The sequence below is a fragment of the Bryobacter aggregatus MPL3 genome (assembly GCF_000702445.1).
GTDB lineage: Bacteria > Acidobacteriota > Terriglobia > Bryobacterales > Bryobacteraceae > Bryobacter > Bryobacter aggregatus.
The window spans coordinates 1,148,348-1,164,182 of sequence record NZ_JNIF01000004.1 but is presented as its reverse complement, the minus strand read 5'-3'; the positions used below and the strand labels follow the sequence as shown (position 1 = coordinate 1,164,182).

Genomic DNA, 15,835 nt, shown 5'->3' with positions numbered 1-15,835 from the left:
TGTCTTTAGCGATTCTTGGCCGTTGCCAGCAGGGCGATCCCACCAATCAGGGCGCCGGCGCCTGCAATTGGCGACACGGGAATCGTTCTTTTTGTTTTCTTATTCATCTCAATCGGGCCGAGGTCTACCGCCTTCTCTGTGGTCGTGTAGCTAAAGCCACCCCAAGCCAACCCGATTACCCCTAATACGATCAATGCAGCTGCAATCGCTTTGGTCATCCCTAGTTACCCCTTGTCTACGATGAGTTCGTTCTTCACGGAGAAGACGCCACTGACTCCATTCGCTTGGATATTTGCAATATTCTTGTCCATCTCGTTGGCCACTCTTCCGACCAAGGTCACATTGCCGTTCTTGACAATAATGTGGATGGGCGGCACCGCCTGCAGTGCGTAACGATTGAGGGTGTTGTGCCCGTAAATCGCTCGATATACTGCCAGGCGAATTCTGTCGTCATTGGGCGAGGTCGGAAGCACTTCGATGTCATTGACAACCGTCTCAACACCTTCGACATTCTTCACCGCCCGGGCGGCGTCCGGTTTCAAACTGGGACGGGATACCTGTCCCAGGAGCCGGACTTCGCGCCCATTTACCTGAAACATCAGGTTGTCAAAAACGCCGTAATAAGGCAGCATGACTAACTCGTGACGGACATGCCGTTCGAGGGTCTGCTGTGGGTCGTTCGCCGCTCCGAGAAAGAGCGTCGCGATCAGACCGGTGCTCAGGACTGCAGAAAGAATCCGCATTATTTCTTCTCCCAGGTAGAAATTTGGTTCAGCATGTTGCGCAGCGGCCGGGCCACTGCAGGAGTCGGCCGGGCTTCCAGCAGAATTTGTTCGTTCGAGAGCTTCTTGCCATAAAGCTTTGCGTTATCGTCCAGATCTTCCCGAAGAGTGGAACCGTCGAGGGAGATTCCGGCAAACACCCCGCGCGAACGGGAGTAGCCCAGAATTTCCGCACGCATAAAGACATCGGTCTCGGCTTGGGCGGTCCGGCCAAGCGGTCCGGCCATCACTCCGGCATTGGCTCCCAATTTGAACTCATTCTTCAGAATCTTTTCCGCTCCGGTCTTGTTCATCACGAGCATGATGACGTCCGCTTCTCCGGCGCCGATCTGGAGCCCGAAGCTGCCGCCTTCAATCCGGACGGTCGCCGGACCGCGCCATCCGCCACTCTCCTTGCGGCAGAACATGACACCCTTGCCGTACTTGGCCCCGACGATGAATCCGCCTTGCTTCATGCTCGGAATGATGGCAATGCAGTGCGCCTTTTCAATCAGGTCCCTTGGAATGCTTTTGTCGCCAGCGTTCAGCGCATCCGTCAGCACTTCCTTCGAGGCGGTGAGTCTCTTGACGGCTTCGGCCTGCTGATTTTTTGCTCCCAGCATGAGTCCGCAGGCGGTGAGGATGGTTAGTAGTACTTTCATTCAAATCTCCTGTGGGCTTCTCTTGCAAGTGTCGTGCCAAACTATCTCGACTCTTCGTTTGTAAAATGCACTCGTGCTAGGTAATTTCGTAACAGTTGGAGTGTAAAAAACAAAAAAACGGCCTTGCGGCCGCTTTTTTCCGGTCAACTTCAAGAACGAAGCCAGCCTGTCGAAAAGAAACTAAGATTGATGTTTCTTCAAGAAATCATTGACCTGGCGCGTTGCTTCTTCTTTCGCGATTCCGTAGCGTTCTTGCACTTTTCCAGCAAGTTCTTCCGCCTTCCCTTGGGCTACGGTTAGGTCGTCTTCGGTCAAATGTCCCCATTGTTGCTTAATCTTTCCTTTGAGTTGTTCCCAATCTCCGCGGAGTTGTTCAGTGTTCATTTTCGTTTTCCAATCGATTGAATTCCGCCGTCAGAATGACCAGCGCAACCCAGTCCCTGCAGTCGAAGCACCATTCCGGACTCGTTACTTTTCTTCGCAGAGCGTGTGTCCGCTTACAAAAGTTCGCAACCGCACACTTTGGCACGGCAAATGCTAATAGATCCGTATCGACCTGACGGCAGGAAAGGAAATCGACTCCAATGACCAAATCATTCTCCATATTTCTCGCTGGTATCTGTGCTGGCGTCTCCGCGACATTGGCATTCTGCCCTAGTATCAGGCAGCAAGCGCTCGACGCTGTTGATGGGGCGACCCATGATGCCTGGAACAAGGCGGCGACGCAGAGAAAAGCGATCACGAACTCCGTGGAAGCAGCCAAAGCAACTTATAAGGCGACGGTGAAGTCGGCAGGGCTCCAGACCGCGCCGCTCGAAACCAACTAAGCTATCTCAAAGGATTGATAATGCGAACGATTTTGAAGCAAAACCATTTCGGTCTAGCTACTGCCACATTGCTTTTCGGATGTATGGCATTTGCTCAAGCCCCGAACCCAACCCAAACCAACATTCCAGATACGGCGGACGGGCCCTACCCCGTCTTCCGTGTCACGGCGGTGAGCCGGAGTGTCAAGGCGATCAATTATCATCACCGTAACGGTTCTACTGTGCTCGGCTTTGCCGGCACCAGCTATGCGCCCAAAGCGAAGGGCGAGGCTCGGGTCGAATCCAAGACGGGGGCGACAAAAGTGGATGTCAACTTCGACAAATTGCCGCCGCCCCAGGTATTTGGCAACGAATATTTGACCTATGTCCTTTGGGCGATCACGCCGGAAGGCCGGGCGACGAACATGGGCGAGGTCTATCTCGATGGTGAGAAGGCCAAGCTGATGGCGACGACCGAACTCCAGGCTTTCGGCATGATTGTGACCGCGGAGCCTTATTATGCCGTGACACAACCGAGTGACATGGTCATTTTGGAGAACGTAATCGTCAATAAGAACTCCGGCTCCACGTCCGGCACCATCGGGCCGATCGAGACGAAGTTTGAGTTGCTCCAGAAAGGATCCTACAATGCGTATCTGCCCAAGGCGGACCGCAACCTGACCAAGGATGATCGTTCCGATTCTCCGCTCGACCTGAAGGAGGCACGCTTTGCACTCGCCATCGCCAGCACGCTAGGTGCCCGGCAATATGCAAACGACACGATGAAGAAGGCCGATGTGGAGTTGCTCAATGCGGAGTCCTTCTGGAAGTCCACCAAAGATAAGAAAAAGGTGCAGACTCTGGCACGCAACGTCACCCAACTGGCCGAGGATGCCCGTCTGATTACGGTCAGACTTCGGAATGAAGAAGAGGCGGAAAATCAGCGGAAGGCTCAGGAAGCCCGTGTGGCGGCTGCAAATGCGGAAGCGGAGAGCCAGACGGCGCTGCGCCAGCAGGCTGATGCACAGAAGTTGCGTGCAGACCAGGAACGGGAACGGGCTCGTCTGGCGGAGGCCCAAGCCACTGCCGCAGCCCTCGCCGCCAAGAACGATGCGCTCGAGCAGCAGCGCGAAGCGGAAGCGGCACGGCAACGTGCCGAAGTGGCGAAGGCGGAAGCGGAGCGTGCGCGGTTGAGTGTGATCGAGAGCCAAAAGCAGCTCGAAGAACAGCGTGTTGCGGCGATGCTCGAACGCCAGAAGCTGGAGGCAGAGCAACTGCGGATGAAGGCCCTGGCGGATGCCGCGGAAGCCGGCCGCTTGAAGGCGGAAATGGAGAAGCAGCAACTGCGGGACGAACTTCGCCGTCAATTTAATCTGATTCTTGAAACTCGCGATACGGCACGGGGTTTAATCGTCAATATGTCGGATGTTCTTTTTGATACGGGCAAATACACGCTCCGTCCCGCCGCCCGCGAGAAGTTGTCCAAGATCTCTGGCATCGTGCTGGCCCATCCAGGGCTGAAGCTCGAAGTCGAAGGCCATACGGACTCCGTCGGCAGTGAGGAGATGAATCAGGTGCTGAGCGAAAAACGCGCGAGCGGCGTTCGCGACTATCTGATCAAGCAGGGGCTCAACGAGTCTTCGGTCACCTCGAAGGGTTTCGGGAAGACCATGCCGGTAGCAGACAATGCAACCGCGGCGGGCCGGCAGCAGAATCGCCGGGTGGAGATGGTGGTGTCGGGTGCGATCATCGAACGCACCAGCACTGCGACTCCCACGCAGAACTAAAGTTGAACTTGTTCGCCGGGTGGGCTCACTTGTGGGCCACCCGGCATTTTTCTGCGATTGGATAATAAGGACTGCTGCCTATGAAAGTTCTGCTCGTTGAAGATGATGCTCACCAGCGCGAGCGATGCGCCTCGTTGATTTCTGCGCAAGGGCATGAGATTGAGACGGCTGTCGATGGCCAGGATGGCCTGGAGAAGGCGGCGATCTACAATCCGGACATCATCGTCACGGACCTTCGCATGCCGAGGGTTGATGGTTTTGAGCTCTTGAAGAGCTTACGGGAGTCGGGAAATCTTCCTCCGACGATTGTTTTGACGGCCTTTGGCAGCGTCGAGATGGCGATCTCGGTGGTGCATGATCTGGGCGGCTTCTGGTTTCTTGAAAAACCGGTGGATGGAAAAAGCCTGCAACTGCTTCTGGATCGAGCTGCGTCGCATGGGCGTTTAAAGAATGAAGTGGTGGAACTCCGCCGCCAACTGAGTTTCCAGGGTTCTATCGGGGAAATGGTGGGCCAATCCGCGAGCATGCAGCATATCTTTGCGCTCATCCGCCAGGTAGCTCCAAGCAATGCGCCTGTCCTGGTGACGGGCGAAAGCGGAACCGGCAAAGAGTTGGTGGCACGGGGAGTGCATGAATTGTCCCGGCGCGCGGATAAGCCTTTCATCGCGATTAACTGCGCGGCCCTTCCCGAGGCGCTGGTGGAAAGTGAACTTTTCGGACACGAGAAAGGTTCTTTCACCGGAGCTGTTGATCGCCGCATCGGTTGTATGGAGCAAGCAAATGGCGGCACCCTCTTTCTGGATGAATTGGGGGAGATGCCGATGCCCACACAGGCAAAGCTCCTTCGTGTTCTTGAAGACTATACACTCCGCCGGATTGGTGGGAAACATGACATTAAAGTTGATATGCGGATCATCGCGGCAACCAATCGCGACCCACGGCAGGCGATCAAAGAGCAGAAGCTCCGCGAAGACCTGTTTTATCGCTTAAATGTTTTTCATATTGAGTTACCCCCGCTCCGCGATCGCCGCGAGGATATCGACTTGATTGTGGCGACCCTGGTGGCCCGGCTCAATCCGAAACATGAAACTCGAGTGGCCGGCTTCCACGCTGATACGCTGAACCTGTTGCGCTCGCAGCGATGGGATGGAAACATCCGGGAACTACGGAATGTAATTGAACGATCGATGATCATTGCCGGAGAAGGTCTGGTGCAGCCGCACCATATCTGGTTGCCGAACGCGACGGCCGCCAATCCGGTGCTTCCGGTGCCTGCCACAGAGGCGGCGAAAGAACATCCGACGCTGGATGTCCGTGTGGGCCACACGATCGATGAAGCGGAACGCACCTTGATTGAAGCAACGTTGGATCACACGAGGCAGAATAAGACGCGCAGTGCGGCTATGTTGGGAATTAGCGCGAAGACGCTCCATGCCAAAATCAACCAATATCGCGCCGAAGCCGCCACTGCAGAATCCTCCTCAGATTGATTCACATTCGTGTGATTCGTTACCTAAATACACAAACTGTTACAAATCCACCCGGTTGGCGTGTGTAGATTCGAGCAAGAGCATGAAAGCCAGGATCCAGCTCCGCTTGGCACGATCGTGTGTTTCTAATGAGATGCGATTCTAGTACTCTCAAATCGAAAGGATCATGCCAAAATGTCCAATCTTTGGCTAACTACTTGCACGAGAACGATAGACTGCTAACAGGATGCCAAGCACTACCGTTTCCGCGGGCAAAATTCCGATTTTTGCAGAGGCGCAGAGCAACCGTTGGTTGTGGTTGGCTAGTGTCGTCTTCCTGGCTGGTTTAACGATTGTTTTCTCCAATTGGCACGAGATCCAGAGCATATTTCCGCGCATCACCGCAAATCAAGAAACCTTCTCCAGACTCAATCAACTGTTCACGCTCACTCTCGACGCCGATGCGGCACAGCGAGACTACCTCCTCACGGGAAGTACCGGATACTTAGAATCCTACCGGGATGCGCTGGCCCACTTTAACGAGTTGCACGACAAGTTCCGGGAGGAGTACCATACTCTGACCGGTTCTCACAAGATCATCGACGATTTCGATGCCACATCGCAGAAGAAGTTCGATCAAATGGCGCAAGCCATCTCCACCCGGGATCGTCTGGGAAGCGATGCGGCGCTGGAGTTTGTGCTGGCCAGCGATGGGCGCGTGTTAATGGACCAGATGCGGACGCAGGTCGAGCAGCTCTCAAAGGAGCTGTCTGTGAGCCAGGAGGCCAATTTCCGGGTGGCGCAGGATCGCGGCCTGATGGCATTTCTGGGTTCTTTGATTGGGCTCGTGGTGCTCTTTGTTTCTTTTCTTTATGCGCACTCCAATCTGAAGCGGCAGGCCCGCCTGGCGCTGGATGCGAGCCGGGCCAAGGGCGAGTTCCTTGCGAACATGAGCCACGAGCTCCGCACGCCGCTCAACGCGATCATCGGTTACAGCGGTCTGATGAAGGAACAGGCGGAGATGACGGGTGAGCGGCAGTTTCTGCCTGATCTCGATCGAATCGAGTCTTCCGGGAAGACGCTGCTTTCTCTGATCAATTCCGTGCTCGATCTTTCGCGGGTGGAGGCCGGCCGGATGGAGGTGAACGCGGAAGAGTTCTCTCTGGCGGAGTTAGTGGAGGAGTTGACTGTGCTGATCGCGCCGCAGATGGAGGAGCACAATAACAGGTTCCACATTGAGATGCAGTGGCCCGACCTCATGCTCAATACCGACCGGACCAAGCTCAAGCAGTCCATCACGAATTTGCTCTCCAATGCGGCAAAGTTTACGACCGACGGCGACATCTGGCTGCGCCTCCGTGATCTGGCCGGTGCCAGCCGCCCTTCGATTGTGATCTCGGTGTCGGACAGTGGGATTGGGATGACGCCGGAACAGGTGGACCGTGTTTTCGATGAGTTTGTCCAGGCCGATTCGAGTACCTCGCGCAAGTACGGTGGCTCGGGCTTAGGGCTCGCCATTACGCGGAGCTTTGTTAAGCTTCTCGAGGGTAATATCAGCGTGGAGAGCGCTCCGGGCCGGGGCTCCACCTTTTCGATCGAAGTGCCGGTGCGTCTCAAACCCATTGAGAAGTGCTCCAACACCATGACGGAGAGAACGGGCACCCATCCGGTGATTTTGGTGATTGACGATGATGTCCATGTCTGCGATCTGGTGCGGCGGATGCTGTCACGAGACCGCTATGACGTGGTCTCCGCCATGGACGCAACCGAGGGCGAGAAGCTGATCAAGCAACTCAAGCCCGATTGCATCATCCTCGATATCGTGCTTCCCGAGCGGGATGGGTTTACGCTTCTCAACGACCTGAAAGCAGATCCTTTGACTGCAAGTATCCCAGTGATCCTCATGTCGATTCAGGACGCGCAGGATAAGGGCTACCGCTTGGGCGCCGTCGACTTCCTGACGAAGCCTGTGGATCGTAGCCGCTTGATTGCGTCTCTGGACCGGCACTGCGCACTGGATACCCCACGCGTGGTCTTGATTGTGGAGGATGATGAACTCACCCGCGTCTCGATCGAACGCGCGGTGGTTTCGGCCGGTTGGAAGGCGTTTACGGCAGCCAATGGAATTGAAGGGCTTCAGTTTCTCGACTCGAATGCTCCTCCCAGCGTCATTCTTCTCGATCTTCTGATGGAGGAAATGGATGGTTTCACCTTTCTTGAACAACTGCGGGAGCGGGATCCCTTACGGAAGATCCCGGTGATTGTTGTGTCCTCGAAGGATGTTACGGAAGAGGATCGCCGCCGCATGAATGGGCGGGTGGTGGAATTGGTACAAAAAGGGGACTTCAATCTGGAGTCCCTGTCGCGGGATGTCTCGGCGCGTCTGGGCCGATACGCCCGGAGAAGGATTTAGTATGGCGAAGATTTTGATTGTGGAAGATAACGCAGTAAATCGCGACATGCTCGAGCGACGGCTGCGCTTCCGCGGCTTTGAGGTGGAGGCGGCGGTGGATGGTGTCGAGGGGGTCGAAAAAGCTGCCAGTATCCATCCGGATCTGATTCTGATGGACATGAGCTTGCCACGGATGAATGGCTGGGATGCCACGCGCCAGATCAAGGGGAATCCGGAGACGAAGGAAATTCCAGTGATTGCGCTGACCGCGCATGCCTTGGTAGAAGACCGCACTTTGGCGCTGGAGGCAGGCTGTGTCGGCTTTCATTCGAAACCAATCGAGATGGACGTCCTGCTGGCATTGATGAACCGGTATCTTCCTCGCTAAAATGCATCTGACCTTATTCCAGCTTGCCGAGTTCCGGCACCGTGTTCGATCAGACCTGAACCAGATCCTTGGCTATGCGGAGCTTTTGAGCATCGATGGCCAGGCGGAAATGCCTCCGTCCTGTATCGCATTTCTGAACGATTTGCAAAATGCCACCCGGCGGATTCTGCATACGTCGCAATGGCTATTCAATGGCGATGTCTCTGATGAGGCGACCCTACGCGCGAGCGCCCTCGAATCGATGGGGGGAATCTTGCGCGACATGGAGCATTGCATCGGCGCGCTGTTGAATGAGTTGCCCCCTGCACATCTGTCCGATCTCCAGCGGATCCAGTCTGCCTTCATTGGGCTCCGTTCGTCTTTTGACCAGCCGGTGATTGAGTCTCTGCATGTCAGCCGCGGGATAGCGAGGACGATCGATGTGGATGAACCGTATTCGGCTACGGTCCCGACGGATCTGCGGATCCAGGGGAGACTGTTGGTGGTTGATGATAGTGAGGCGAATCGGCAACTCCTCGATCGGCAACTGATGGAGTTTGGGTTGGATGTCGAGATGGTGGAAACGGGCGAGGCAGCGCTCGAGGCGATGGAGCGGCAGCAGTTCGATTGCGTGCTGCTCGACATGATGCTTCCCGGAATGGATGGCCCCACGGTCTTAAAAGCGATCCGCGGGCAGCCGGATTGGATTGGGGTACCGGTGGTGATGTTATCAGCTTTGGATGAACTCTCCGAGGCCGCCCGCTGCATCGACTTTGGCGCCACGGATTACATCATTCGTCCAACGGAACGGAGCTTTCTCCGCGCCAAGCTGCATTCGGCAATCCGCCAAAAGTATCTCTATGAGGATTGCCAGAAACTCGGGCGCGTTCTCGAGGTGAAGAATGAAGAGTTGAAACGCTTTGTGATGGTCGCCTCGCATGATTTGCAGGCGCCTTTGCGCACCATTGAGACGAATCTGCGCGCGATCCAAAATTCCTTTCCGGAAAGCGAAGGGGAGACTTCGAGTGTGCTGGCCGCAGACTGTCTCTCACGTTGCCACCGCATGAGCTCAATTGTCCAGGATTTGCTCGTCTATGCCCGGCTGGGGCAAGTGGAACCCTTCATTGAGGTGATCGAACTGGATTGGGTGCTCTCCGAGGCGATGGCAAATCTGCAGGAAGCCATCGAGTCTACCAATGCGCAAATTGTTGCAGGCTCTTTGCCGTGTGTCGAGGCAGACTTCAAGCAGATGTTGTATCTGTTTCAAAACCTGATCGGGAATGCGATCAAGTATGCCGGCATGGCCTCCCCGCAGATTCTCATTGAATCTGAAGAACGGGCCGACTCCTGGTTGCTTGCGATTCGAGACAACGGAATTGGGATTGAAGAAGACCAGTGGCAGCGGATCTTTGAACCCTTCCATCGCTTGCATGGAGATTCCATTCCAGGCAGTGGACTCGGGCTGGCCATTGCTCAAAGAGCCGTCGAGCAGGCGGGCGGTAAAATCTGGGTCAATTCTGTCCGCGGCGCCGGCTCGACTTTTCTGTTTACCTTACCGAAGCTTTAGATCGAATTTACGCCCGAGGCGAGGAATCCGCCATCGACGGCGATGCTCTCTCCACTGATAAAGCTTGCCGCATCGCTCGCCAGCAAAATGCAGGCGCCGACCAGTTCTTCGGGTTTCCCGAAGCGCTTCATGGGTGTCCGCATCAGAAACTCGCGGCCGCGTTCAGTGCCATTGAGCAGTGCCGAGTTGAGCTCGGTCGGAAAGACGCCAGGCGCGATGCAATTCACATTGATGTGGTCTGTGGCCCACTCCACTGCGAGCGAACGGGTGAGGCTCAGAACGGCGGCCTTTGAGGCGCAATAGGCCGTCACTTGGGTCAGGCCGACAAAAGAACTCAGGCTGGCGATGTTGATGATTCTCCCTTTGCCGCTTGCCTTGAGCGGTGCATAGAAGCTCTGGCAGGCGCGGAGCATGCCCGTTACATTCACGTCCATGATCCGGTTCCATTCGGCTTCTTCGACATCGATGGTGGGCTTACGAAAGGTCTGCCCGGCCGCATTCAGGAGGATATCGACGCCTCCCAGTTCAGCCACGACGGCGTCGCGCAACTCATCGAGACTCGCTCGCACACTGGCGTCGCAGGTCTTGCGGACGGTCTTTCTGCCCAGCGCTTCGATTTCGGAACAGACCTCTGCAATGTTTGATTCTCTTCGTCCTGTCGGCACGACATTCGCGCCCGCCTTGGCCATTCCGATCGCGAGGGTCTTGCCAATTCCCGAGGTTCCCCCAATCACGACAGCATTTCTGCCCTGTAAATCGATTCCTTGAAAAGTCTGCATGAGCCTTCAGTCTATTCTGTGTACCGGGGCAACGCAAAAGAGAAATTTGAGCCCTGATCGGGCACGGACTCGGCCCAGATGCGGCCTCCATAACGTTCGACGATCCTCTTGCAAATTGCCAGTCCCAGTCCCGTTCCGGGGTGACTGTCCTTATGGAGACGCTTGAAAAGCCCGAAGATCCGTTCGCGGTACTCAGGCTTGAAGCCGATGCCATTGTCCTCGACAGAAATCACCCATTCCGCCCCAGCAGGTTCCGCCGAAACGCGAATCTTTGGCGGCAGATTTTCCTGGCGATACTTGAGTGCATTTGACAGCAGGTTCTGAAACACCAGGGAGAACTGTCCCGTATCGCCAGCGACGATGGGTAAGGATTCGCAGTTCACCACCGCGTTGGTTTCTTCAATCCGGTTCTTCATTACGATCATGGCGTCTTCGAGCGCGGCGCTGAGGCTGGCGGGCGCATACTGCCGGTCCTCGGCATGGATCGCTCGCGAGTAAGCGAGCAGGTCATGAATCAGTTGCTCCATCCGCGTGACGCCACTTTGGATATAGTTCGCAAAGGTCTCGGCTTCTGCATTTCCCTGTGGCACATGGCGGCGCAACAACTGCTCGGTAAAGATGTTCACCATGCGCAAGGGTTCCTGTAAGTCGTGACTGGACACATAGGCAAACTCTTCCAACTCCCGATTCACGCGACGGAGCGTCTCCTCCGTCTGTAGGCGATCGCTGATATCGGTTGAGGTGCCAAACCACTTGACGACCTTCCCATTCTCATCGCGAATCGTCGTCCCGCGAGTCTTGAACCAGTGATACTCGCCCTTGTAATTGCAAATGCGATATTCCAGATCGTAGGGAGCAAGCCCTTCGATGGCTGCCTTCCAGGCATTTTCGGTGCGGTGGCGGTCGTCGGGATGGATCACCAGGTGCAACCAGGCGAGCCCGAGTTGGAGACGTTCCGGAATGCCAGTGAACTCCACCCACTGGCTGCTGAGATAGTCGAAATCGCCATTGGGCAGAGCGGTCCATACAAGTTGGGGGAGAGATTCCGCCAAGGTGCGATAGCGCGACTCACTTCGTCTTAATGCCGCCTCTGCTGTGACTCTCTCCGTGACATCGAGAGAAACTCCGACCATTCGGACAGATTGCCCGGCGCTCCAGTGCGAGCGGCCGCTTGTCAGAATGTGATGCTGCGATCCATCCTTCCAGATCACGCGGTACTCGACCCGCAGATCGGATCCCTGCTCGATTGCATGATCCAGGGCCATCTGTACCTTCGTTTGGTCCAAAGGATGAACCGCCGCCATCCACATCGGGAAGGTGAAGGCTTCCTCAGGGCCAAAACCATAGTTCGCCTTGGATTGCGCGGAGCAGGTTAATTCGCTTGTGCGGACATCCAACTCCCAGGTCCCCATCTGGGCGGTATCAATCGCAATCCGTAGCCTCTCCTCGCTCTCTCGAAGCGCCTGCGCATCTTGTTCATTTTTCTCGAGCTGCTTTTTGATCTCATACTGGTAACGCCGGGCGCGCAGCGCGGTTGTGACTGTACTGACCATGGTTTCCTTGCGCAGCGGACGTTCAAACAGCGATACATTGCCGAGCGGCGCAAGAATCTGCAAGCGCTCGCGGATGGATTCGTTCGTCTCTCCTTCGGCGGTGAGAATAATGACTGGAAGATCAGACCAGGAAGGTTGTTTGGTCAGCGTCTGTTCGAGCTTTTCGACATTGCTGGACGTCAGCGCCTCATCGGCAATCAACAGACTGCCAGCTCCCAGGCGCACGCCATCGAGCATCTCTTCCAGATTGGAACAAGCTTCTGCATCAATTGACGCGGCTCGTAAAATAGACCGGATGAACTCCCCATCCTGACCAAAGGGCGCCAGGATCAAAATGCGGCCAGATTCGTATTTATCGGATGTCATTCCCTCACTCGCCGCAGATCCGCTCCGCGCAGCATTGTGTACCCACTCCAGGCGATCGAGCGCAGAGTCAGGTTTCGTCCTCGACGCGGGAAGTTCTGAGGGAACTCAAAGACTCGTGCCATGAGGGTAGGGTCTGTGAAAAGGCTGCGGCTAATGGGAGAGGGTAGAAGCGCCAGGGGATTGGCATCCGGCCTCAGATCCCTCAAGCGGTGCTCAACGGGAAAGCCGGCCGCAATCGCACCGTTGCTGGAGCCGCGAAGTCTCAAACGTCTGAGCGGCTGTTCCCTGCGCATCAAGCTAGGTGCGATGCTCTCCAGGGACATCGCTTGTTTGCTTGTAAGCGCATTGTCAAAATCAGATATATGGCGCAGGATCCGCGTTTCCGCGAGGATATCTTCTGGATTGGGAACGGAGCTCATCATTCAATTCTGAATCTAAGACTCCGCTTTCCAAGCTCTTGTTTCGGCGTGTGATCTCTCAATCGGGTGTCCGAGGAACGATCCCCAACCACACCAACGGCAAAGCGACAGCCAGTTACTGCAGGAGGGCCGCCGCTTTGCTGGGGAGGCAGCAGCCGTTTGACCCATTCGGGAGTCCCTCGGAGACACTCCAGAAGGTGAGCCGCCAAGCCATCTTCCGGCCAAGATGCCGGCAAAGGAATCTATACCTGGACCTACGGAAACTGGCAGCACAGCGTGAGAGCTGCATTGAGGAAGAGCATCTGATGCCAGATCCTGTGCACAGGAGAATTGCGATTCCGCCGAAGTATCATTTCTGGGGTCGCACTCGCGACCCCGCATAGCTACTTTGAGCGGCTCTTACCGTAAGGCCCCCCAGCTTTACCGAGGGATACTTACCGATTGAGCAACACGAGTTCAATTCCACCGATGACGCTCCGGCCAGGCATGGCGATCCCGGCGAATTCCTGATAGCGAGTCGAGGTGAGGTTGGCAAACTGGAGATAGGGTCTGACGCGTCCGTGTTGCCAGGAGGCGTACAGATCCCAGACTGCATAAGGATCTCGCTGGAAACGTTCCATCGCTCCGATTCTGGATCGCAGCAGCAGTCCAGAATTTGAGAACCATTGCCAGCTTGCGACTCCGGATTGACGTGGATAGTTGAAGACATACTTCGACTGGAGGTTATCGAGCACATCCTGTGCGCCATGCAGCGTACTGTAGGAAAGGTCGAACTTATGGTGGCCCAATCGGGTGGTGACGAGCGATTCCAGTCCGGTAAAGTTCAGTGCCTGGAAGTTGATGGCTCGCCAGGGCTCGGTGGTGGTGGTCCGGACAAAGTCGATTCCGTCCCGTTCGCGCCGCTGAAATACGGTTACTGCAACTTGAGTCCGGGAAAGGAGGCGGAGGTCGAGACCCCCTTCGTAGGTCCAGGCCCGTTCCGGACGCAACAGCGCATTTCCGATATTGGCTGGATCGCGGTAGAAGAGATCGGTATAGGTGGGGAGACGAAACGCACGGCTGGCCGAGGCCCGGAACTTGAGCCGGTCCGTTGCCCAATATCCCAATGCGACGCTCGGGTTCCACTCGTGCTGGAAGTTCCGATAGATCTCGTCGCGAATCCCGGCAGTGAAGGAGAATCGCTTCAGCGCCCGGATATCATAGGCTGCATATACGGCACTGCGCGCGCGCGAATGATGACCCAGATTGTTGGAGTCAATGCGATCGGCCAGGAGTTCGGCGCCGTAGTGGAAGTGGCCATCGGTGCGGCGCAGGCTGCCTTGGTAGGTTTCTGAGACATGGCGGTTGGTGGAGACTTGCGGACGGTCGCGATAGAGAACAAAGAGGTCGCTCGCGCGCCGGTAAGCAAAGGACGCTTCCGTTTTTCGATCGATGCGCTGCCGGATGGCGGCAAACCAGGATTTCGTCCGCTCCCAAGAGTTGTAGTTGCCATAAAACTGATCGGCGCCGTAAGGACGATCGTTCAACGCGAGAGTAATCGAAGTGGATTTGAACTGAGTTTCTGAGGCCAGGCTCAAGTTGCGGTAGTCGCGGTTGGGCGCAAAGCCCGTGGAGAAGTCTCTTGCGAACGTGAGGTGTTCGGAGAACAGCCGATGGACGTAGGCGAGCGACGCATGTTGCTGTTGGGTTCCCCAGTTGCCAAACCCGCTTCGCAGCCGGATTTCTGATTTCTCTGGCGGACTGGTGATGACATTTAACACTCCCGCCGTGGCGTCTGATCCATAGAGGGTGGAACCGGAACCTTTTAGCACCTCAATCTGAGTCATGGCCTCCAGGGGAATGGGGAGGTCCATGCTGAGGTTGGAACTCTGGACGCTGTTCAGGCGCAGTCCATTCCAGAGGACGAGGGTCTGCCCAAAGCTTCCGCCGCGAATGGAGAGGCCGCTATTGACGCCATTGGGCGCCCGGCCCCTGAGGTCAAGTGCGGCGTCGAGATGGAGATAGTCGACGATCGAAGACGCCAGCGGCGTGAGTTCCTTCGCTGGAATTGCGCGTACCGATCGCTCCGCCTCTTCTAGTGGGATGGCTTCGTAGGAGCCAGTGACGACTAGTGTTTCTTTTTTCTTCTCTTGCGCTAATAATGCGCTTGTGAACAGCAGCCAAAAGCAAAATCTCATCGAATGTTTCAGGATACCCGGTCGGCCGCTTCCTCCGATTGGCGGGGCGTTTCAAACCGCTGTTTGAAAGGAGTGTGAGTGAGGCTGCGATTGCAGGGGAAGGCACGATCAGCTTGGTAACTTGTCTCCATCACGGGGCGCAGGGACTCGAATCCCGGACCTCCTGCGTGTGAAGCAGGCGCTCAAAAACATTGGGTGTGAAGGGCGCGACTCCGCCCTTGGAGACAAAGCTGTGCGGGCGATCGTTTCAATCCACGCGCCCGTGAAGGGCGCGACAGCGGACGCCGCAGAGGGGCCGCGATCCACTGAGGTTTCAATCCACGCGCCCGTGAAGGGCGCGACGAGCGCGGCGGAGTACTCCGGCTGGCGAGTAGGGTTTCAATCCACGCGCCCGTGAAGGGCGCGACGCCATAATACTGAGTTCCCGAGTAAAAAGGATTGTTTCAATCCACGCGCCCGTGAAGGGCGCGACCAGGAGGCCGTAAATGCATTCTTCAAAGCGCTCGAGTTTCAATCCACGCGCCCGTGAAGGGCGCGACACCCCGGCTACTGCTTCTACGTGGCCGGGTGGCGGTTTCAATCCACGCGCCCGTGAAGGGCGCGACGTTTTCAATGCGCTCAATGACTAGGCGCTGAGTTTCAATCCACGCGCCCGTGAAGGGCGCGACGCTCTCCGAGCGGATAGCCATCGCTTTTTCGGTGTTTCAATCCACGCGCCCGTGAAGGGCGC

At 56.3% G+C, this 15,835-nt stretch carries 13 protein-coding genes and 1 CRISPR repeat array (1 of these 14 only partly in view); of the genes, 6 read left to right on the top strand and 7 right to left on the bottom strand.

Annotated features, from left to right (window positions below):
- Positions 1–5: 5 nt before the first annotated feature.
- The 4 genes from M017_RS0124790 to M017_RS0124775 form a co-directional block, all read right to left on the bottom strand.
- Positions 6–218, bottom strand: coding sequence for a hypothetical protein (locus M017_RS0124790; protein WP_031500935.1), 213 nt, complete (start codon positions 216–218; stop codon positions 6–8).
- 6 nt (positions 219–224) lie between these two features.
- Positions 225–743: a BON domain-containing protein gene (locus M017_RS0124785; protein ID WP_031500934.1), complete on the bottom strand. Its 519-nt coding sequence runs from the start codon at positions 741–743 to the stop codon at positions 225–227.
- Complete coding sequence (locus M017_RS0124780) at positions 743–1,423, bottom strand: lipid-binding SYLF domain-containing protein (protein WP_031500933.1); 681 nt, start codon at positions 1,421–1,423, stop codon at positions 743–745. Before M017_RS0124780 ends, M017_RS0124785 begins: the two co-directional genes overlap by 1 nt.
- A gap of 180 nt (positions 1,424–1,603) precedes the next feature.
- Positions 1,604–1,807, bottom strand: a complete 204-nt coding sequence (locus M017_RS0124775; protein WP_031500932.1) for a CsbD family protein — start codon at positions 1,805–1,807, stop codon at positions 1,604–1,606.
- A gap of 200 nt (positions 1,808–2,007) precedes the next feature.
- Between M017_RS0124775 and M017_RS0124770 the strand changes: the two genes are divergently transcribed.
- From M017_RS0124770 to M017_RS28320, 6 genes are all read left to right on the top strand, one after another.
- Positions 2,008–2,250: a hypothetical protein gene (locus M017_RS0124770; protein WP_031500931.1), complete on the top strand. Its 243-nt coding sequence runs from the start codon at positions 2,008–2,010 to the stop codon at positions 2,248–2,250.
- A gap of 83 nt (positions 2,251–2,333) precedes the next feature.
- Entirely contained in the window at positions 2,334–4,016 is a 1,683-nt protein-coding gene (locus M017_RS0124765; protein WP_238326037.1) for an OmpA family protein, read from the top strand.
- Positions 4,017–4,096: 80 nt separating this feature from the next.
- Entirely contained in the window at positions 4,097–5,506 is a 1,410-nt protein-coding gene (locus M017_RS0124760; RefSeq protein ID WP_031500929.1) for a sigma-54-dependent transcriptional regulator, read from the top strand.
- A 226-nt stretch (positions 5,507–5,732) separates the two neighbouring features.
- Entirely contained in the window at positions 5,733–7,898 is a 2,166-nt protein-coding gene (locus M017_RS0124755; RefSeq protein WP_051670841.1) for a response regulator, read from the top strand.
- Position 7,899: 1 nt separating this feature from the next.
- Positions 7,900–8,265, top strand: coding sequence for a response regulator (locus M017_RS0124750; protein ID WP_031500927.1), 366 nt, complete (start codon positions 7,900–7,902; stop codon positions 8,263–8,265).
- A gap of 1 nt (position 8,266) precedes the next feature.
- The gene (locus tag M017_RS28320) at positions 8,267–9,811 is read left to right on the top strand and encodes a sensor histidine kinase (RefSeq protein ID WP_031500926.1); all 1,545 of its coding nucleotides are present in this window, start codon (positions 8,267–8,269) and stop codon (positions 9,809–9,811) included.
- On the opposite strand, the gene M017_RS0124740 is transcribed toward M017_RS28320, so the two are convergent.
- The 3 genes from M017_RS0124740 to M017_RS0124725 all read right to left on the bottom strand — a co-directional run bounded on the left by M017_RS0124740 (position 9,808) and on the right by M017_RS0124725 (position 15,105).
- Positions 9,808–10,590, bottom strand: coding sequence for an SDR family NAD(P)-dependent oxidoreductase (locus M017_RS0124740; RefSeq protein ID WP_031500925.1), 783 nt, complete (start codon positions 10,588–10,590; stop codon positions 9,808–9,810). The genes M017_RS28320 and M017_RS0124740 overlap by 4 nt on opposite strands.
- Positions 10,591–10,601: 11 nt before the next feature.
- Positions 10,602–12,509 (bottom strand): PAS domain-containing protein, encoded by a 1,908-nt coding sequence (locus tag M017_RS0124735; protein ID WP_031500924.1) that lies wholly within the window; start codon positions 12,507–12,509, stop codon positions 10,602–10,604.
- Between the two features lie 853 nt (positions 12,510–13,362).
- Positions 13,363–15,105 carry a TonB-dependent receptor plug domain-containing protein gene (locus M017_RS0124725; protein ID WP_031500922.1) on the bottom strand — a complete coding sequence of 581 codons (1,743 nt, stop codon included), beginning with the start codon at positions 15,103–15,105 and terminating at the stop codon, positions 13,363–13,365.
- A gap of 244 nt (positions 15,106–15,349) precedes the next feature.
- A CRISPR array of direct repeats spans positions 15,350–15,835; the repeat unit is 32 nt; unit sequence GTTTCAATCCACGCGCCCGTGAAGGGCGCGAC; it runs 1,508 nt beyond the window's last position.